The organism is Nonomuraea sp. NPDC049421 (assembly GCF_040677005.1).
GTDB lineage: Bacteria > Actinomycetota > Actinomycetes > Streptosporangiales > Streptosporangiaceae > Nonomuraea > Nonomuraea salmonea.
In genome coordinates, this window is the sequence record NZ_JBFAQA010000040.1 from 27734 (window position 1) to 46174 (window position 18441).

The window sequence follows — 18441 nt, forward strand, 5'->3', positions numbered from 1 at the left end:
AGGTATGCGCTTCCAGATCCTCGGACCCACCACCGCGTGGCGGGCGGACGGCGAGCCGGTGGAGCTGGGCGGGCCCCGCGTACGCGCCCTGCTGACCCTGCTCGCCCTCGACGCGGGCCGCATCGTCACCGCCGGGCACCTGGTGGACGGCATGTACGGCGCCCGTCCTCCCGAAGGCGTGGCCAACGCGCTGCAGTCCCAGGTCTCCCGGCTGCGGCGGGCGCTGGGCCGCGACCGCGTCGAGTTCCACCCGGCCGGCTACCGGCTGGTCGCCGACCCCGAGGACGTCGACGCCCGCCGCTTCGAGCTGCTCATCCGCGACGGGCGGCAGGCGCTGGCCGGCGGCGACCCCGAGCGGGCCGCGGCGCTGCTGCGCGCCGGGCTCGACCTGTGGCGGGGAGCCCCGCTCGCCGACGCCCCGCACGCCGGGGCCGCCGCTGCCGCCCTGGAGGAGCTGCGCCTGACCGCCGTCGAGGATCGCGTCCAGGCCGATCTGGCGCTCGGACGGCACCGGGAGCTGGTGGCCGAGCTGACCCGCCTCACCGCCGCCCACCCGCTGCGCGAACGCCCGCGCGCCCAGCTCATGCGCGCCCTGTACGGCAGCGGCCGCCAGGCCGAGGCCCTGACCGTCTACGAGGAGGCCCGCAAGCTGCTCGACGAGGAGCTGGGCATCGATCCCGGCCCTGACCTGACCGCCGCCCACCTGGCCGTCCTCCGCGCAGACCCCTCCCTCACACCCCCCGCCGCCGCACCCGCTTACCCCCTAGCCGACCCGGCTCCCCCGGCCAACCCCCGCACCGACCCTGCCGGGCCGGTGCGGGTGGGGTTGCGGAGTCAGTTGACCAGTTTCGTCGGCAGGGCTGAGGAGCTCGATCGGGTGGGGGCGAGCCTGCGGGACGGGCGGTTGGTCTCCCTCATCGGAGCCGGTGGGGCGGGGAAGACACGGCTGGCGATGGAGGCGGCGGCCAGGGAGCCGGGCGAGGTGTGCTTCGTGCCGCTCGCGCCCGTCTCCGGCGGCGTGCCCCAGGCGGTGCTGGGGGCGCTGGACATCCGCGACGCCCTGCTGCACGGCCACGAGCGCTCCCGCATCGATCCCGTGGACAGGCTGGTGGCCGCCCTGGCCGACCGGGAGCTGCTGCTGATCCTGGACAACTGCGAGCACCTGGTGACGGAGACGGCCGAGCTGACCGACCACCTGCTGGCCGCCTGCCCCCGCCTGCGCGTGCTGGCGACCAGCCGCGAGGCGCTGGGCATCACGGGCGAGTCGGTCCTGCCGGTGACGCCGCTGCGGTTGCCGCCGCCCGAGGCGGACGACCCGCTCGACTACCCGGCGGTCAGGCTGTTCGCCGACCGGGCGGCGGCGGTCCGTCCTGGCTTCGCGGTGGACGAGGACAACCGGGCCCACGTCGTACGGATCTGCCATGCCCTCGACGGCCTGCCGCTGGCGATCGAGCTGGCCGCGGCCCGGCTGCGCACCCTGCCGGTGGCCGAGGTCGCGGCCCGGCTCGACGACCGGTTCCGGCTGTTGACCCGCGGCAGCCGTACGGCGCTGCCCCGCCACCAGACGTTGCGCGCGGTGGTCGCCTGGAGCTGGGACCTGCTGACCGAGGACGAGCGGCGGATGGCCAGGCGGCTGAGCGTGTTCGCGGGCGGCGCGCGGCCGGAGGCGGCCGAGCGGGTGTGCGGGCTGCCGGAGGACGTGCTGTTCTCGCTGGCGGAGAAGTCGCTGGTCGAGTACGTGGACGGGCGCTTCAGGATGCTCGCCACCATCAGGGCGTTCTGCCTCGAACGGCTGGAGGAGTCGGGCGAGGCCGAGGAGATCCGCCACGCCCACGCCCGCCACTACCTGGACTTCATGCTCGCGACCGACCCGCTGCTGCGCACGTCCGAGCAGCTCGTCTGGCTGGCCAGGGTGGACGAGGAGAGCGACGACCTGGACGCGGCGGTGCGCTGGGCCACCGAGGCGGGGCATCTGGAGCTGGGGGTGCGGCTGCTGGCCCACAGCGCCTGCTACTGGTGGATGCGCGGCCACCGCTCGGCCAGCGCCCACCTTGCCGACGGAATGCTGTCCGCGCTGGGCGAGCGCCGCCTGCCCGGCATGGACGAGGAGTTCGCGATGTGCGTGCTCGTCGCGGCCTGGGCCGGTGGCGCGGACGAGAAGCTGCACACGCTCCTGGGCGAGGCGCGGGTGACGCTGTCGCTCGACTACCTGCCGGCGCGGGTGGAGTTCCTGATGATGCTGCTGCCGATGTACAGCGGCCCGCCGATGGACTCCGACCTGGCGTTCCGGCTGCTCGCGGAGCACAAGCAGGACCTGCCGCCCTGGCAGGAGGCGCTGGCGTTCACCGGGCAGGCGTTCATGCTGCAGCTCGGCGGCCGCATGAAGGAGGCGCTGGCCGATTTCGAGCGGAGCCTCGCGGCGTTCAGAGCGATCGGGGAGCGGTGGGGCATCGTGCTCGTGCTGGCGGGGCTGTGCGACCTGCGGCTGTCGCAGGCCGACCACCGGGGAGCGCTGGCGCTGGCCGACGAGGCGCTGGAGGTGGCGCGGGAACTGCGGGCGTACACGGAGATCGGGGAGGCGCTGTGCCGGCGCGGCGACGCGCTCGCGCACCTAGGAGACCTCGAAGGCGCGCGGGCCGACTACCGGGAGGCGGCGGAGCTGGCGCGGATGAAGGGCTCGATGGAGATCAGGGCGTGGGCGCTGCTCGGCCTCGGCGAGGCGGCCATTGCTGACGGTGACCTCGGCACGGCCCGCGACCTGCTGGTACGAGCCCGCGAGGCGTGCCCCCGCAGCTGGTACAGCACCGAGGACACCTGGGAACGCATCGAAACGGCCCTCACCCGCCTCGACACGGCCGTCGAGCCGACAGGCGGCGGGAAGGCCGGCGACGGGCGAGCCGACGACGGGCGGGCCGACGGGGAGGGCTCCCGCTGATCGGGCGGCGGTCAGCGGGCGGTAGGCGGGTGGTCAGGGCGCACGCCGAGAGTGGGCGGCATGACAAGCGTGAAGAATCCGTGGGCCTGCCTGGCCATCGCCTGCCTGGCCACGCTGCTGCTCTCCCTCGACCTGACGGTCCTGCACCTGGCCCTGCCCAGCCTGGCCGCCGACCTCGGCGCGGGCTCGACGCAGGTGCTGTGGATCGGCGACATCTACGGCTTCGCCCTGGCGGGCCTGCTGGTCACCATGGGCAACCTGGGCGACCGCGTCGGCCGTAAGCGGCTGCTGCTGATCGGCGCGGCCGCGTTCGGCGCCGCCTCCGTGGTGACCGCGTACGCCCCCACCCCCGAGCTGCTGATCGCGGCGCGGGCGCTGCTGGGCGTGGCGGGCGCGACCATCATGCCGTCCACGTTGTCCATCATCAGGAACGTGTTCACCGAGCCGGGCGAGCGCACGGCCGCGATCGGCATCTGGAGCGGCATGAGCGCGGCGGGCTTCGCGATCGGCCCGGTGGTGGGCGGTCTGCTGCTGGACCACTTCTGGTGGGGCTCGGTGTTCCTGATCAACGTGCCGGTCATGGCGGTGGTGCTGGTGGGCGGCTGGCTGGTGCTGCCCGAGTCGCGCAACCCGCACGCGGGCCGGCTGGATCTGCTGAGCGTTGGCCTGTCGTTCGCGGGCATCGTCGGCGCCGTCTACGCGCTCAAGGAGGCCGCGAACAAGGGCGTCGATCACGCGGACGTGCTGGTGGCGGGGGCGGGCGGGATCGTGCTGCTCGGGTGGTTCTGGTGGCGGCAGCGGCGGCTGGCCGAGCCGCTGATCGACGTACGGCTCTTCGCCCGCCGGGCGTTCAGCGCGTCGATCCTGACGAACCTGCTGGCGATCTTCGCGATGTCGGCGATGATGCTGATGTTCGCCTGGTACCTGCAGCTCGTGCTGGGCTGGTCGCCGCTGATGGCGGGCCTGGCGCAGCTGCCCGGCGGGCTGAGCGGCGCGGTCGGCGGCGTGCTGGCCGCCCGGCTGATCCCGCTGCTGGGCAGGAACGGCGTGGTCGCGCTCGGCCTGGCGATGAACGCGGGCTCGTTCCTCTACTACACGACGCTCGGCGCCGAGCTGAACTACCTCACGCTGCTCCCCGCGATGATCGTGGGCGGGGTCGGCGTCGGGTTCGCCTTCACCGTCAACAACGACAACGTGCTGGCGACGGCGCCACGGCAGCGTGCGGGGGCCGCGGCCGCGGTGTCGGAGACGGCGTTCGAGCTGGGCGGCGCGCTCGGCATCGCGGTGCTGGGCACGGTGCTGACCAGCGCCTACCGGAGCAACCTGGAGCTGCCCGCCGGCTTGACGGGCGGGGCGGCGGAAGGGGTGGCGCGGGAGTCGCTGGCGAGCGCGGTCGCCGTGGCGCAGGGCCTGCCCGCGGGCCAGGCGGCCGACCTCGTCCGCGCCGCGCAGGCCGCCTTCCTCGACGGCGTGCATTTGGCGTCGTACGTCACGGCGGGCCTGCTGGCCCTGGTGGCGCTGCTGGCGCTGGTGGGCCTGCGCGGTGTGCCGAAGGTCATCCCGGAGGAGGTCCTGACGGCGGCGCACTCCTGACCGGCGGCGTCAGAGGATGGGGTTGGTGGGGCACGGCCGGACGGTCGTGGGCGACAGGCCGTCGAGCCGGCCCCCGATCATCCGGGCGACGCCCTCGATGGTCTGGATGCCCGCCCCCTCCCCCGGCTGCCGGTCGGTCTGCACCGACAGCAGCAGGTCGCGCCCCGGCCCCGCCACCCGCCCGTAGCTGGTCACGGCCCACGTGTTCTGGATGAACGGCCGGGGCGTCCAGCCGTTCTTGAGCGCCACCCGGTCGCCCGGCCTGGCCGCCGCGCTGACGCCCCACGCCTGGTCCTGCTGCACCTGCTCCATCAGCTCAAGCACCGTGCGCCGGTCGGCCCTCGTCAGCCCGCGACCGCCCTTGACCAGCACCCGCATCAGCCGGATGCGGTCGGCGGGACTGGTCTTGGTGCCGCCCCAGAACCTGCTGGGCCCCGGCGCGGTCTCCCGCAGGCCGAGCTCGCGGTAGAGGCCGCTCATGGAGCCGGCCACGCGCGACCACAGCGCGTCGGCGGCGCCGTTGTCGCTCTCCTTGATCATGCGTTCCGCCAGGTCGCGCTCGCCCTCGCCGAGCCCGGCGTCGCGCCGGTGCAGCAGCGCGACGAGGATGTCCACCTTCGCGCCGCTGGCGGTGATCAGGTCGTTCTGGTGCTCGCCCTGGCCCAGCCGGACGCCGGTGACCAGGTCGAGCGCGCCGTAGACGATGCGGCCGGGGCGGCCGGCCAGATAGCGGGCGATGTCACGCTGCAGCCGGGCGCGCGCCAGGGCCGCGCCGCGCGGGTTGGAGAACGACAGCAGGCAGCGCGCCACCTTGGCCGGCGGCCGGACGACCCGGCCCACCGAAGCGGGCACCACGGGCGCGGGCTCGCTCCCGCATCCGGCCACGAGCACCAGGCTCAGCCCGGCCACCCATCTCGCACGCACGCCACCAACCCCCGCAGGCTCGACGGGGGTCGTACGGGAACATGCCCGGCACTCGTGGCTTATCCCTCACACCAGGGGTTTCCTGGCCATACCTTCAGCACGCCGTTGCCAGGAGCGGCGCTAGGAGTCGAAGCCCAGCCCCATCCGGTCGAGCGCGCGCAACCACAGGTTGCGTCTGCCCTGGTGCTGGTCGGCCTGCGCGATCGACCAGCGGGTGAACTGGATGACGCCGGACCGCACCGGCTCGGGCGGGAACGGGATCGGCTTCTCCTTGACCATGCGCAGCTCGGTCCGCTCGGTCGGCTCGCCGGACAGCAGGTCGAGCATGACGTTCGCGCCGAAGCGGGTGGCGCCGACGCCCATGCCGGTGTAGCCGGCCGCGTAGACCAGCCGGCCGCCGTGCGCCTGGCCGTAGAAGGCGCTGAAGCGGCTGCAAGTGTCGATCACGCCGCCCCACCGGTGGGTGAAACGCACCTCGGCAAGCTGCGGGAACGTGTCGTAGAAGTGGCCCGCGAGCTTGACGAACGTCTCGTCGCGCTGCTCGTACTCGGGCCTGACCAGGCCGCCGTTGTAGTAGACGGCGTCGTAGCCGCCCCACAGGATGCGGTTGTCGTCGGTCAGCCGGTAGTAGTGGAACTGGTTGCCCGAATCGCCCACGCCCTGCCTGTTGCGCCAGCCCACCGAGGCGAGCTGGCCGGCGGTCAGCGGCTCGGTCATCAGCACGTAGTCGTACACCGGCACGACGAAGTGCTTGAGGCGGCGCAGCAGCGGCGGGAACACGCCGGTGCCGAGCGCCACCTGGCGGGCGGCGACCGCGCCGTGCGGCGTGCGCAGGGTGATCGTCGTGCCGTCGTCGTCCATCGCGCGTACGGGCGTGCGCTCGTGGACGCGGACGCCGAGCCGCAGGCAGGCCTCGCGCAGCCCCCACGCCAGCCGCGCCGGGTCGAGCATGGCGCAGCCGCTGCGCTCCCACAGCCCGCCCAGGTAGGCGGGCGAGTGAACCTCGGCGCGCACCTGGTCCTGGTCGAGCGGCACGTAGTCGAGCCCGAGGTCGGAGATCAGGCCGAGGTGCTCGCCGAGCGCGTCGACCTGCCAGGGCTCGGTGGCGACGTGCAGCTCGCCGGTGCGCTCGAAGGAGCAGTCGATGCCGTAGCGCTTGAGCGTGACCTCGATCTCGTCGAGGTTGGCCACGCCCATGCGTTCGAGCTTGTCGATCTCCTCCGGCCACCGCTCCAGGCCGTTGGCCAGGCCATGGGTGAGCGTCGCCATGCAGAACCCGCCGTTGCGGCCGGTGGCCGCCCAGCCGATCCTGCGGCCTTCGAGCAGGACGACGTCGAGCGAGGGGTCGCGTTCCTTGGCCATCAGGGCCGTCCACAGGCCCGAGAAGCCGCCGCCGACGACGACCAGGTCGGCGGTGGTGTGTCCGAAGAGCCGTGCCCGCGGCTCGGGTCTGGCCGGGCTGTCCAGCCAGTACGGCTTGCGCTCCGCGTCAGCAAGCGCCTTCAGCGGATCCACACATCCCACTTCCCTACAGGTTCTTCATGACGTGATCACGGGATCGAGCTCAGGTGCGCCGCCGGGCCGCGACCGCGTTGGCGATCGCGATCAGCACCCCGATGCAGAAGATCAGCGTACCCATGACGTTGACCTGCGGCGGGATACCGGTCTTGACCGCGCCGACGATCCACAGCGGGAACGTGACGGTGGAGCCGTTGACAAAGCTGGTGACCACGTAGTCGTCGATCGACAGGGCGAACGACAGCATCGCGCCCGCCAGCACGCCCGGCATGATCGACGGCAGCGTGACCTGCCGGAACGTCCCCCAGGCCGTCGCGCCCAGGTCCCTGGCCGCCTCCTCCAGGGCGGGGTCGAGCGTGACGACCCGCGCCCGTACCGTCACGACCACGAACGACAGCGAGAACAGCACGTGCGAGACGATGATCGTGAGGGAGTCGCGCGGCACGTTGCCCGAGACGAACAGCGACAGCAGCGAGGCGCCCATCACCAGCTCGGGCGTGGAGATGGCGGCGAAGACGAGGAAGTTCGTCACGCCCTTGGCGCGGAAGCGGTGCCGGCCGAGCGCGAGGCCCAGCATGGTGCCGATGACGACCGTGATGACGGTGCTGACCACGGCGATCACCAGCGAGTTGCGCAGCGCCACGGTCAGGTCGGAGATGTCGAACAGCTCGGCGTACCAGCGCAGCGTGAAGCCCTGCCAGCTGGTGTTGGACTTGCTGCGCTTGTCGTTGAAGCCGAACAGGATCATCACGGCGATCGGCGACGACAGCCAGATGATGATCAGCCAGGTGTAGAGGTGCAGCAGCCGGTCGCCGGCCCTGGTGCCCCTCATCGCGCGGCCGCCTCGAGGACGTTCTCGGTGCCGAGCGCCCGCGCGTAGACGAAGATGCCGACCAGCAGCACGGCCATCAGCGTGAACGACAGCGCGGAGGCGGTCGGGTAGTCGAGGTTCGTCAGGTACTCGGTCTGGATGATGTTGCCGATCATCGTGTTGGAGGTGCCACCGAGGATGGCCGCGTTGATGGGGTCGGCCGTGGCGGGCACGAACGTCATCAGCACCCCGGCGAACACCCCGGGCAGCGACAGCGGCAGCACCACCCGGCGGAAGGCGGCGGCGCGGGTGGCGTACAGGTCCTGGGCGGCCTCGACGACGCGCGGGTCCACGCGTTCGAGCGCCACGTAGATCGGCAGGATCATGAACGGCAGGAAGTTGTACGTCAGCCCGCCGACCACCGCGAACGTGGTGGCCAGCACGTGGAAGTCGCCGGGCAGCAGCCCCCAGTCCTTCAGCGTGCCGAACAGGATGCCGTTGTCCGACAGCAGGAAGTTCCACGAGATCGTGCGCAGCACGAACGAGACGAAGAACGGCAGCAGGAGCAGGAACAGGTAGACGGACTTGCGGGTGCCGGCCTTGAACGCGATCCAGTAGGCCACCGGGTAGCCGATGACGAGCATGGCGACGGTGGCCAGGGCGCCGTACCAGAGCGAGCGGCCGAGCTGGGTGCTGTAGCGGCCGAGCGCGTCTCCGTAGTTGGAGAAGCTGAACGTCATCGCGAAGCCGTCGATGGCGTTGCCGGTCTGCAGCGACACCGACGCCATCGCCACCATGGGGACGACCAGGAAGATCGCCAGCCACAGCCAGCTCGGCAGCGCCAGCAGGTAGGGGGTGAGCCGCCGCATGGTCAGGCCTGGGTGATCGACTGGAAGATCGGGTTGAACACCTGCTCCTGCTGGGTGGTGAGCGTGGTGTAGGTGCGCAGCTTGGCGTAGTCGGCCTCGGAGGGGAACATGAGCGGGCTGTCGATCATGTCCTCCAGCGCCTTCTTGTCCTCGCCCTCGGCCGTCTTCGCCTTCTCCCTCAGCAGGTCCTGCACGGCCGGGACCGGGGTGACGAACTGGATGTACTCGTCCAGCTCGGCGGCCACGGCCGGCTGGTAGAGGTAGTCCATCAGCATGAGCGCGTCCACGGGGTTGGCGGCGCCCTTGGGGATGAGCATGTTGTCGGTCCAGATCGTGCCGCCCTCGGCGGGCACGACGAACTTGACGGGCTCGCCGGCGAGCTGGCGCTGGAAGACGTCGCCCGACCAGGCCATGGTCACCCAGACGTCGCCCTTGGACACGGCGTCGATATACGACTGATCATAATATTTCCGCACAATTCCGGCGTCGCGCTGGGCCTTGAGCTTCTCCCCCGCCTTGCGCCAGTCCGCCTCGGTCGACTTCTCCGGGTCGATGCCCAGCGCGATCATCCCGAAGTTGCCGATCTCCTGGGCGTCGTTCATCATGCCGACCCGGCCTTTGTACTTGGGGTCGAACAACGCCTCGATGCTGGTGATGTCCTCTTTGACGTACTCGGTGTTGTACGCGATGCCGGTCACCCCGGACGTGTACGGCACCGTGTACTTGTTGCCCGGGTCGTAGGACCGCTCCTTGTACTTCTGCCCGGCGTTGGCCTGGAAGTTCGGCAGCTTGGAGTGGTCGAGCGGGATCGCGTAGCCCAGCTCGATCATGTGCTGGAGCTGGATGCCGTTGGTCATGACGACGATGTCGTAGCCCAGTGACTGCCCGGCGCGCAGCACCGGGTCGGCCTTGCCGAAGAAGTCGGCGTTCTCCTGGATGACCTCTTTGTACTCGTACGCGACGCCGGTGTCCTTCGAGAACCGCTCCAGCGGAGCCTTGTCCTCGGGCATGTACTCCGGCCAGTTCGCGAAGACGACCTTGCCGTGCTTGGTCTGCTTGGCCCAGAAATCGGCCACCGCGTCCGCCTTCGGCGGCGCCTGCTTCTGTCCCTGCACGCCGCAGGCGGCCAGAGCCAGCCCGGCCGCGGAGAAGCCGGCCAGCCTGAAGACGTCGCGGCGGGTACGGGGCTGCGTCATTCCACGCATGAGGAGGGGGTTCATGGGGTGCTATCGACTTCCAATCACGTACGAATGCTGCGCCTGCCATGACAGCCACACGGAGTCGCCTCGCTCCGCCGTCGCCGTCGCGTCGTGGGCATTCTGCTGGAACACGGTGATGGTGGTCTCCCCGGCCCCTTCACCGAGCCGCACCGCGTAACTGTTGTAGGTGCCGAGGTAGACCACCTCGGCGACGGTGCCGCGGACGGCGCTGCGGTCGCGCGCGGGCTCGTCGGTGCCGATGGTGATCTTCTCCGGCCGTACGGTGACGGTCACCTCGCCGTCGTGCCCCGGCACCAGCACCCGGCCGTCGCCGACCTTCAGCTCGCCGTCCCCGGCGGTGCCGGCGAGCAGGTTGGAGGTGCCGATGAAGCCGGCCACGAACGGCGTCGCGGGCCGCTCGTAGATCTCGCGCGGACCGGCGAGCTGCTCGACCAGGCCGTCGTTCATGACGGCGATGCGGTCGCTCATGGTGAGCGCCTCGCTCTGGTCGTGGGTGACGTACACGAACGTGATGCCGACCTCGCGCTGGATGCGCTTGAGCTCGATCTGCATGGCCTGGCGCAGCTTGAGGTCGAGCGCGCCGAGCGGCTCGTCGAGCAGCAGCGCCCTGGGCCGGTTGACCAGCGCCCTGGCCAGCGCCACCCGTTGCTGCTGGCCGCCGGACAGCTCGCGCGGCATGCGCTTCTCCCGGCCGGTCAGATCGACGATCTCCAGCGTCTCGCCGACCCGCCGCCTGATCTCCTCCTGCGGCGTCCTGCGCTGCCTGAGCCCGAACGCCACGTTGTCCCAGACGCTCATGTGCGGGAAGAGCGCGTAGGACTGGAAGACCATGTTGACGTCGCGCTTGTTCGGCGGGACGTTCGTGACGTCCTGGCCGTGCAGCTTCACCAGACCTTTGGTGGGCGCCTCGAAGCCCGCGATCATCCGCATGGTCGTGGTCTTGCCGCACCCGGACGGGCCGAGGAGGGAGAAGAACTCCCCCTCGGCGATGTCCAGCGTCACGCCTTTGACCGCCTGGACGACCTCGCCATGCGAGAGATACTCCTTGACGACGTCTGCAAGCTCAATCGCACTCAGCCCGGTCATATCCAGGATTTTTCCTTGCTATTCGCCGATGTAGTGCATGACGTGCTTGACCCTGGTGTAGTCGTGCAGGCCGAACACCGACAGGTCCTTGCCGTACCCCGAGTGCTTGAAGCCGCCGTGCGGCATCTCCGACACGAACGGGATGTGCGTGTTGACCCACACCACGCCGAAGTCGAGCCGGTTCGACATGCGCATGGCGCGGCCGTGGTCGGAGGTCCACACCGAGCTGCTCAGCCCGTAGCGGACGTCGTTGGCCTTTGCCAGGGCGTCGGCCTCGTCGGTGAACGTCTGGACGGTGATCACGGGGCCGAAGACCTCGTTCTGCACCATCTCGTCGTCCTGCTTGAGCCCGTCCACGACGGTCGGGGCGAAGAAGTAGCCGCGCTCGCCCACGCGGTGACCGCCGGTGAGCACCTTGGCGTGCGCCGGCACCCGGTCGATGAAGCCCTGCACCCTGGCGAGCTGGTTCTCGTTGTTGAGCGGGCCGTAGAGCGCGTCCTCGACGCCGCGGTCGCCGGTGACCGTGGCGGCCGCGGCCTCGGTGAGCGCGGCCACGAACTCGTCGTGCACGCTCTCCTGCACGAGCACCCGGCAGGCCGCCGTGCAGTCCTGGCCCGCGTTGTAGAGGCCGGCCATCGCGATGTCGGCGGCGGCCTTGCCGAGGTCCTTGACGTCCTCGAACACCACGACCGGCGCCTTGCCGCCGAGCTCCAGGTGCACCCGCTTGAGGTCGTCGGCGGCGCTCCTGGCGACCGACATGCCCGCGCCGACCGAGCCGGTGATGGCCACCATCGCCGCGGTCGGGTGACCGACGACCAGCGCGCCGCTCTCCCTGTCGCCGGTGACGACGTTGAAGACGCCGGGCGGCAGCACGGAGCCGAGGATCTCGGCCAGCTTGAGCGTGGAGACCGGGGTGGTGTCGGACGGCTTCAGCACGATCGTGTTGCCCGCCGCGAGCGCGGGGGCGATCTTCCAGACCGCCATCATCATCGGGTAGTTCCACGGCGTCACCTGGCCGACGACGCCGATCGGCTCGTGCCTGATGACGCTGGTGTGCTCGGCCAGGAACTCGCCGGCCGTCGGGCCCTCGAGCGTGCGGGCGGCTCCGGCGAAGAACCGGAAGTGGTCGGCGGCGATCGGCGTCTCGTCTTCGGCCATGCGCGCCAGTGGCTTGCCGGTGTTGCGGCACTCGGCCTCGTTGATCTCGTCGGCCCGCGCCTCGATCGCGTCGGCGACCTTCAGCAGCAGCCCGGCCCGCTCGCCCGGGGTGGTACGGCCCCACGACTCGAAGGCGGCGGCCGCGGCGGCGTAGGCGGCGTCGACGTCCTCCTGCCCGGAGACGGGCGCCTGGACGTACGCCTCACCCGTGCAGGGGTCGATGATGTCGGAGAACCGGCCGCTCTTGGCGTCCACGAACTCACCGTTGATGAAGTTCTGCAGACGGGTTGTCATTCGCCCTCCTGGACAGGTGGCTGAGATGCCGCGACTCTGACAGAGCAGATGCAGCTGGACAAGGGATTTCGTGGTGAAGATATCAAATTGCTACGAATTCGCTTGACAGACCGCCAAGAACTGACAACATGTCGCACCAGGACGGCAACCCAGCGGGAACGCCCCCGTAACGCCGACCCGCTAGGAGGAATCCTCTCGATGACGACGCCGCCGCGCGTACGCCGCAACAACGGCAAATCCGGGCCCGTTGTACTCGACGACCTGTCCAAGCAGATCATCGAGCAGCTCCAGGCCGACGGGCGCAAGCCGTACGCGGCGATCGGCAAGGCGGTCGGGCTGTCCGAGGCGGCCGTCAGGCAGCGCGTCCAGCGGTTGCAGGACGCCGGGGTCATGCAGATCGTCGCGGTCACCGACCCGCTCACGCTCGGTTTCCCCCGCCAGGCCATGATCGGCGTCAACTGCGAGGGCGACCTGGAGTCGGTCGCCGACGAGCTGGCGGCCATCGACGAGATCGACTACGTGGTGCTCACGGCGGGCTCCTTCGACGTCATCGTCGAGGTGGTCTGCGAGGGTGACGGGCACCTGCTGGAGATCCTCAGCAAGATCCGGGCCATCCCCTCCGTGCGCGCGACCGAGTCGTTCGTCTACCTCAAGTTGCGCAAGCAGACGTACTCCTGGGGCACCCGCTAACCGACCCGCCGGCCCACCCTCGCCACGGCCCGCACGGGTGCGCCGTCCGCGCCCGGCAGCCGCAGCGGCAGCAGGAACACCTCGATCGGGCCCGCCTCCGCGAGCAGCCGGTCGAGCCCCGTCAGGTTCTCGGCGATGACCGCGTGCGCGCCCAGCAGCGCCCGATGCGCGGGGAAGTCGGCGGCGGGCGTCGGGTCCACGCTGAACGCGTCGATGCCCACCGTCCGCACCCCGCGCTCGACCAGCAGCGCCGCCGCCTCCTCCGTCAGGTAGGGGTGCTCGGTGTAGCGGGCGCTCCCCCACCACTGAGACCAGCCGGTGGCGACCAGCACGATCACGCCGGCCTCGACGTCCCGGAACGGCTCAGGACCGATCGGCGCCCGCGGCGGCAGTCCGCGCACGTCCACCACGACCGCCGGCCCGCAGAACCGCTCCAGCGGCAGCTCGTCCAGCGCCGGCAGCGCGTCGTCGATGTGCCGGGGCGCGTCCACGTGGGTGCCGGAGTGGGAGCCGAGATGCAGGCCCAGGACGTTGACGCCGTCGCGGGCCACGGTGAGCGCCGGGCCGGTCGAGACCTCGGGATCGCCGGGGTAGACGGGCATCCCGGTCTCGACCGGAACCGACAGATCGACGATCGCCATCAGGCCACCGGCTCGGTGGCCGCGGTGATGGGCAGCACCGGCGTGTCCGCCGCTCTGACCAGGCGCGGCCCCTGCGGGCCGTAGACCTCGCGCGGCTCGGGGAAGGCGGTCAGCAGCGCCAGGTAGAGCAGCGCCGCCACCGCCAGGCCCAGCGGCAGCGACACGTCCACGCCGCCCGCCAGGTCGCCCAGCGGTCCGACGAACTGGCCGGGCAGGTTCACGAACGCCAGCGCCACCCCCGCCGAGACCAGCCACGCGCTCATGCCGCGCCAGTTCCAGCCGTGCGTGAACCAGTAGCGGCCGCCGTGCTGGCGCCGGTTGAACACCTGCAGCGCCTCCGCGTCGTACCAGCCGCGCCGCGTCACGTAGCCGATCATCATGATCACCATCCAGGGTGCGGTACACGTGATGATCAGTGTGGCGAACGTGGAGATGCTCTGCGTGAGGTTCGCCGCGAACCTGCCGACGAAGATGAACAGGATGGACAGCGTGCCGATGAACACCGTCGCCCGCACCCTGGAGAAGCGCGGGAAGACGCTGGAGAAGTCGAGGCCCGTGCCGTAGAGGGAGGTCGTGCCGGTGGACATGCCGCCGATCAGCGCGATGAGGCAGACCGGGACGAAATACCAGCCGGGCGAGATCGCCAGCAGGCCGCCCACGTAGTTCGGGGCCGCCGGGTCCACGTACTCGGCCGCCTTGGTCGCGATGATCGAGGCCGTGGTGAGGCCGAACAGGAACGGCAGGATCGTGGCGATCTGCGACAGGAACGCCGCCGCCATCACCCTGCGGCGCGGGGTGCTCGCCGGGATGTAGCGCGACCAGTCGCCCAGGAACGCGCCGAACGAGACCGGGTTGGACAGCACGATCAGCGCCGCGCCGATGAACGACGGCCAGAAGAGCGGGTCGCCCGGCCCGATCGCGCCGGCGTACGACGGGTCGAAGTCGCCGGCGAACGCGAACACGCCCAGCACGAACAGCGCCGACGCCGCCGCCACCGCGATCTTGTTGACGAACAGCATGAAGCGGAAGCCGTACACGCAGACCACGAGCACCAGGACGGCGAAGACGGCGTACGCGACCGCGTACGACAGGTCGGTGTCCGGCAGCCCCATCAGCCGGTGCGCGCCGCCCACCAGCGCGTCGCCCGACGACCACACCGAGATGGAGAAGAACGCGATCGCCGTCAGCAGCGACAGGAACGAGCCCACCACCCGGCCGTGCACGCCGAGGTGCGCCGATGAGGAGACGGCGTTGTTGGTGCCGTTCAGCGGGCCGAACAGCGACAGCGGCGCCAGGATCAGCGCGCCCACGACCAGCCCCAGCACGGTCGCGGCAAGACCCTGCCAGAACGACAGCCCGAACAGGATCGGGAAGGCGCCGAGCACGCAGGTGGCGAACGTGTTCGCGCCGCCGAAGGCCACCCTGAACAGGTCGAGGGGGCGGGCGGTGCGGTCGGCGTCGGGGATGCGCTCGACGCCGTAGGTCTCGATCTCGGTGATGGAGCCGCTCATCCCGTCTCCTCCTCGGTCAGCGCCATCAGGCTGACCAGGTCGTACGCCACGTGGGACGCGGCGATCGAGGTGATCTCCGCGTGGTCGTAGGCCGGGGCGACCTCCACGACGTCGGCCCCGACGAGGTTGCGGCCCGCCAGACCGCGCAGGATCTCCAGCAGCTCGCGGCTGGTCAGCCCGCCCGCCTCCGGGGTGCCGGTGCCGGGGGCGTGGGCCGGGTCGAGCACGTCGATGTCCACCGAGACGTACAGGGGACGGTCGCCGATGCGCTGCCGCAGCAGGTCGATCACCTCGTCCAGGCCGCGCCGCAGCACGTCGGCCGCGGTCACGATGCCGAACCCGAGCCGCCGGTCGTCCTCCAGGTCCTTCTTGCCGTAGAGGGAGCCGCGGATGCCGACGTGGCTGAGCGCCTCGGTGTCGAGCAGGCCCTCCTCGACCGCCCGCCGGAACGGGGTGCCGTGGGTGTACTCGGCGCCGAAGTAGGTGTCCCAGGTGTCGAGGTGGGCGTCGAAGTGCACCAGCGCCACCGGGCCGTGCCTGCGCGCCACCGCACGCAGCAGCGGCAGGGCGATCGTGTGGTCGCCGCCGATCGTGACCAGCCGGGCGTCCATGCCGCCTGCCGCGTCCTCGATCGTCTCGATGGCGGCGCCGATGTCGAACGGGTTCACCGCGATGTCGCCGGCGTCGGCGACCTGCGCCCGCGCGAACGGGGAGACGTCCAGGCCCGGATGGTACGGGCGCAGCAGCCGCGAGGCCTCCCTGACCGCCGCGGGGCCGAACCTGGCACCCGGCCGGTAGGAGACGCCGGTGTCGAAGGGCACGCCGACCACCGCCACGTCGGCCCGCTCGACCTGGTCGAGCCGGGGCAGGCGGGCGAAGGTGGCGAACCCCGCGAAGCGCGGGACCTTGGAGGAGTCGACAGGTCCTGTGTTCATGTCCGCCAGTGTTCGTCATGGCTCTGACCTGCGGCAATTGTAGGTGCCACGAAGTACTACGGTGTGTGTTGTGGCTGACCACAAGCTCACCGTCGAAGACCTCCTGCGCTCCCCCGCCCTGCAGCTCCGCCTGCTCGCCGGGGAGGCGGGGCTGTCCCGCTCCGTGTCGTGGGCGCACGTCAGCGAGCTCGACGACCCCACGCCGTGGCTGCTCGGGGCCGAGGTCATCATGACCACCGGTATCGGCCTGCCGCGCGCCGCCGCCCGGCAGCGCGCCTACCTGCGGCGGCTCGACGACGCCGGCGTCTCCGCGCTCGCCCTGTCGGCCCAGCTCCACGTGCCGCCGCTGCACCCGGCCTTCTTCGAGGCGGCCGAGGAGCGCGGGATGCCGGTGCTGGAGGTACCGCTGGCGGTGCCGTTCATCGCGATCGCCCAGGAGGTGGCCGCGGCGCTGCAGGAGGACGCCAGCCACCGGCTCGGCGCCCAGCTCCAGGTCTTCGGCGCGCTGCGCTGGCTCGCCGCCGAGGACCTCGACACCGCCACCCTCTTCAAACGCCTGGAACGCCTGTCCGGCTACGACGTCTACCTGTCCACCCGCAGCGGCCGGCCTCTGCTGCCCGGCGTCCCGGTGCCACCGCTCGACGTGCTGCCCGCCGAACCCGACGCGCCGCCCACGATCCCGGGCGGCTTCGTCCTGCCCGTCTCCGCCCCTGGCGGCCCCGCCGGGCACCTGGTGGCCCTCGCACGCGAGGGCGCCCGCCCCGCCGGCCTCGCCGTGGTCCAGCACATCGCCACCGTCGCAGCGCTCCAGGTCGCGATGGCCCGCCACGAACGAGAGACCCTCCGCAGGGAGGGCGCGGAAACCCTGGCCGAGCTGCTCCAGGACCTCCTCGACCCGCCCGCCGCCCGCCGCCGCCTCGCCCGCCTCGGCCTGCCCATGGACACCGACACGGTCCTGCTGGTGGCCCGGGACCTCCCGGAAGGCTTCACGGGCGGGGTGCGAGGCGGAGCGGACGAGGCGCTACGCCGCGCACTCGACGACCTCCCGCACCTGATGCTGCGCCGAGGCGACGACCACTACGTCCTGGGCCCGCCCGCGATCGGCCCGGCGGTGGCCGCCGTGCCCGGGGTCGCCGCCGGCCTCAGCCGCCCCTTCCCACCAGGCACATCTTTGCGGGTCGCCCAACGGGAAGCCGTCTGGGCCGCCGCCAACGCCGCCGAATCCGGCAAGCCGTTGGTCCACTACGGCGACGACACCACGGGCCGCTGGCTCCCCGACGACCCCGCCACCCTGTCGGCCCTGGTCGACCACGTGCTGGGGCCGGTGCTCGCCTACGACGAGGCCCACTCGTCACGGCTGCTGACGTCCGTACGGGTGTGGATGGAACGCAACCGGCACGTGGAGGACGCCGCGTCCGCCCTCCACATCCACCCCAACACCTTGTCCTACCGCCTCCGCCGCTTCGCGGACCTGACGGACCGCGACCTCACGTCGACCAGCGCCTTCGCAGAGGTCTGGCTGGCCATCCGCGCCGCCCGCCACCTGGGCCTCCTCGGCCCCTGACCTCACCCGAAGACGTCCTCAGCCGACTCGACGGTGATCGCCCTGAAGTGCCACTCGCGCAGGATATCGAGGTCCCGGCAGGAGGTGATGCGCCCGCGCACCCACTCGGGCACCACGAGCCCCCGAATCTCGAGCACTTCGAGAACGGCCTCGGCCCTATCCTGGACCTTGCCCTCGGCGAGGAGGCCCTCCGCGTACTCGCCCTGGTACGGATACGTCATCGTGCTCATGCCTCGGTTCCACTACTCCTGTGCGTCACCCAGCAGTGACAGATTGACATAACGAGCGTACCGCGACGCCTGCTTCGTATCGATGTGATCCAGCGCCTGTTGCAGGACGGCGAAGATCGTGGCGAACTTCGGGTGTTCGCTCTGTGTGATCGCGGAGATGAGGGCCAGGCCGATGTTCTCGGTGGCCTGGGCGAGGTCGGTGATGACCGGGGTGTTGCCCGCGTGGATGATGAGCGCCTTGAGGATCAGCCCCGGGTGGCCGGTGTAGATCTCGCGGGCGGCCCACCGGGCCGCCTTCCTGATCGGGCAGATGACGACCAGGCAGGCCGGGCATCGCTCACGCGCCCGGAAGTTGGCGATGTACTCCAGCCACGCATAGAGCTTGTCATCGTCCTGGTCGCGCTGCGTCTCGACGATGACGCCGACCCCGGCATACGCCGGGGTCAGCATTCGAGCCATTAC

The 18441-nt window shown here is 71.1% G+C and carries 16 protein-coding genes; 4 read left to right on the forward strand and 12 right to left on the reverse strand.

The genetic code is table 11. The features are described from left to right. Positions 1 to 4 precede the first annotated feature (4 nt). Positions 5 to 2935 (forward strand): BTAD domain-containing putative transcriptional regulator, encoded by a 2931-nt coding sequence (locus AB0K18_RS44355; protein ID WP_364927320.1) that lies wholly within the window; start codon positions 5 to 7, stop codon positions 2933 to 2935. A 60-nt stretch (positions 2936 to 2995) separates the two neighbouring features. After that, complete coding sequence (locus AB0K18_RS44360) at positions 2996 to 4528, forward strand: MFS transporter (protein ID WP_364927324.1); 1533 nt, start codon at positions 2996 to 2998, stop codon at positions 4526 to 4528. 9 nt (positions 4529 to 4537) lie between these two features. Here the strand turns inward: AB0K18_RS44360 and AB0K18_RS44365 are convergent, their stop codons facing one another. From AB0K18_RS44365 to AB0K18_RS44395, 7 genes are all read right to left on the reverse strand, one after another. Then, complete coding sequence (locus AB0K18_RS44365) at positions 4538 to 5452, reverse strand: serine hydrolase (protein WP_364927327.1); 915 nt, start codon at positions 5450 to 5452, stop codon at positions 4538 to 4540. Positions 5453 to 5572: 120 nt separating this feature from the next. Next, entirely contained in the window at positions 5573 to 6967 is a 1395-nt protein-coding gene (locus AB0K18_RS44370; protein ID WP_364927330.1) for an FAD-dependent oxidoreductase, read from the reverse strand. Between the two features lie 49 nt (positions 6968 to 7016). After that, on the reverse strand, positions 7017 to 7802 hold the full coding sequence (locus tag AB0K18_RS44375) for an ABC transporter permease (RefSeq protein WP_364574741.1): 786 nt from the start codon (positions 7800 to 7802) through the stop codon (positions 7017 to 7019). After that, complete coding sequence (locus AB0K18_RS44380; protein WP_364927333.1) at positions 7799 to 8650, reverse strand: ABC transporter permease; 852 nt, start codon at positions 8648 to 8650, stop codon at positions 7799 to 7801. The genes AB0K18_RS44375 and AB0K18_RS44380 overlap by 4 nt, the downstream gene beginning before the upstream one ends. Positions 8651 to 8652: 2 nt before the next feature. Further along, a complete protein-coding gene (locus tag AB0K18_RS44385; protein ID WP_364927336.1) occupies positions 8653 to 9846 on the reverse strand; it encodes a spermidine/putrescine ABC transporter substrate-binding protein in 1194 nt (397 codons plus the stop codon). A 30-nt stretch (positions 9847 to 9876) separates the two neighbouring features. Beyond that, positions 9877 to 10956: an ABC transporter ATP-binding protein gene (locus AB0K18_RS44390; RefSeq protein WP_364927339.1), complete on the reverse strand. Its 1080-nt coding sequence runs from the start codon at positions 10954 to 10956 to the stop codon at positions 9877 to 9879. Positions 10957 to 10974: 18 nt separating this feature from the next. Beyond that, complete coding sequence (locus AB0K18_RS44395) at positions 10975 to 12408, reverse strand: gamma-aminobutyraldehyde dehydrogenase (RefSeq protein WP_364927342.1); 1434 nt, start codon at positions 12406 to 12408, stop codon at positions 10975 to 10977. Between the two features lie 198 nt (positions 12409 to 12606). On the opposite strand from AB0K18_RS44395, the gene AB0K18_RS44400 reads away from it, so the two are divergent. Further along, positions 12607 to 13098: an Lrp/AsnC family transcriptional regulator gene (locus AB0K18_RS44400; RefSeq protein WP_355422752.1), complete on the forward strand. Its 492-nt coding sequence runs from the start codon at positions 12607 to 12609 to the stop codon at positions 13096 to 13098. Here AB0K18_RS44400 and AB0K18_RS44405 read toward each other — a convergent pair. Genes AB0K18_RS44405 through speB form a run of 3 tightly spaced genes read right to left on the reverse strand, consistent with a single transcriptional unit; the run spans position 13095 to position 16185 of the window. Next, the gene (locus AB0K18_RS44405) at positions 13095 to 13739 is read right to left on the reverse strand and encodes a cyclase family protein (RefSeq protein ID WP_364927345.1); all 645 of its coding nucleotides are present in this window, start codon (positions 13737 to 13739) and stop codon (positions 13095 to 13097) included. The genes AB0K18_RS44400 and AB0K18_RS44405 overlap by 4 nt on opposite strands. After that, on the reverse strand, positions 13739 to 15250 hold the full coding sequence (locus AB0K18_RS44410) for a cytosine permease (RefSeq protein WP_364927348.1): 1512 nt from the start codon (positions 15248 to 15250) through the stop codon (positions 13739 to 13741). The genes AB0K18_RS44405 and AB0K18_RS44410 overlap by 1 nt, the downstream gene beginning before the upstream one ends. Beyond that, the gene (gene speB / locus AB0K18_RS44415) at positions 15247 to 16185 is read right to left on the reverse strand and encodes an agmatinase (protein WP_364927350.1); all 939 of its coding nucleotides are present in this window, start codon (positions 16183 to 16185) and stop codon (positions 15247 to 15249) included. The genes AB0K18_RS44410 and speB overlap by 4 nt, the downstream gene beginning before the upstream one ends. Positions 16186 to 16255: 70 nt before the next feature. Between speB and AB0K18_RS44420 the strand changes: the two genes are divergently transcribed. Then, positions 16256 to 17749, forward strand: coding sequence for a PucR family transcriptional regulator ligand-binding domain-containing protein (locus AB0K18_RS44420; protein WP_364927353.1), 1494 nt, complete (start codon positions 16256 to 16258; stop codon positions 17747 to 17749). Positions 17750 to 17751: 2 nt separating this feature from the next. Here AB0K18_RS44420 and AB0K18_RS44425 read toward each other — a convergent pair whose 3' ends face one another. Continuing rightward, on the reverse strand, positions 17752 to 17979 hold the full coding sequence (locus AB0K18_RS44425; RefSeq protein ID WP_364927355.1) for a hypothetical protein: 228 nt from the start codon (positions 17977 to 17979) through the stop codon (positions 17752 to 17754). 12 nt (positions 17980 to 17991) lie between these two features. Then, on the reverse strand, positions 17992 to 18438 hold the full coding sequence (locus AB0K18_RS44430; protein WP_364927358.1) for a hypothetical protein: 447 nt from the start codon (positions 18436 to 18438) through the stop codon (positions 17992 to 17994). Positions 18439 to 18441 lie beyond the last annotated feature (3 nt).

Bases quoted from the DNA above. Each gene is read 5' to 3' on its own strand.
- AB0K18_RS44360 (WP_364927324.1), top strand. From the start codon at position 2,996: ATGACAAGCGTGAAGAATCCGTGGGCCTGCCTGGCCATCGCCTGCCTG.
- AB0K18_RS44380 (WP_364927333.1), bottom strand. From the start codon at position 8,650: ATGCGGCGGCTCACCCCCTACCTGCTGGCGCTGCCGAGCTGGCTGTGG.
- AB0K18_RS44395 (WP_364927342.1), bottom strand. From the start codon at position 12,408: ATGACAACCCGTCTGCAGAACTTCATCAACGGTGAGTTCGTGGACGCC.
- AB0K18_RS44410 (WP_364927348.1), bottom strand. From the start codon at position 15,250: ATGAGCGGCTCCATCACCGAGATCGAGACCTACGGCGTCGAGCGCATC.
- AB0K18_RS44375 (WP_364574741.1), bottom strand. From the start codon at position 7,802: ATGAGGGGCACCAGGGCCGGCGACCGGCTGCTGCACCTCTACACCTGG.
- AB0K18_RS44430 (WP_364927358.1), bottom strand. From the start codon at position 18,438: ATGGCTCGAATGCTGACCCCGGCGTATGCCGGGGTCGGCGTCATCGTC.
- AB0K18_RS44400 (WP_355422752.1), top strand. From the start codon at position 12,607: ATGACGACGCCGCCGCGCGTACGCCGCAACAACGGCAAATCCGGGCCC.
- AB0K18_RS44425 (WP_364927355.1), bottom strand. From the start codon at position 17,979: ATGAGCACGATGACGTATCCGTACCAGGGCGAGTACGCGGAGGGCCTC.
- AB0K18_RS44355 (WP_364927320.1), top strand. From the start codon at position 5: ATGCGCTTCCAGATCCTCGGACCCACCACCGCGTGGCGGGCGGACGGC.
- AB0K18_RS44385 (WP_364927336.1), bottom strand. From the start codon at position 9,846: ATGACGCAGCCCCGTACCCGCCGCGACGTCTTCAGGCTGGCCGGCTTC.
- AB0K18_RS44390 (WP_364927339.1), bottom strand. From the start codon at position 10,956: ATGACCGGGCTGAGTGCGATTGAGCTTGCAGACGTCGTCAAGGAGTAT.
- speB (WP_364927350.1), bottom strand. From the start codon at position 16,185: ATGAACACAGGACCTGTCGACTCCTCCAAGGTCCCGCGCTTCGCGGGG.
- AB0K18_RS44405 (WP_364927345.1), bottom strand. From the start codon at position 13,739: ATGGCGATCGTCGATCTGTCGGTTCCGGTCGAGACCGGGATGCCCGTC.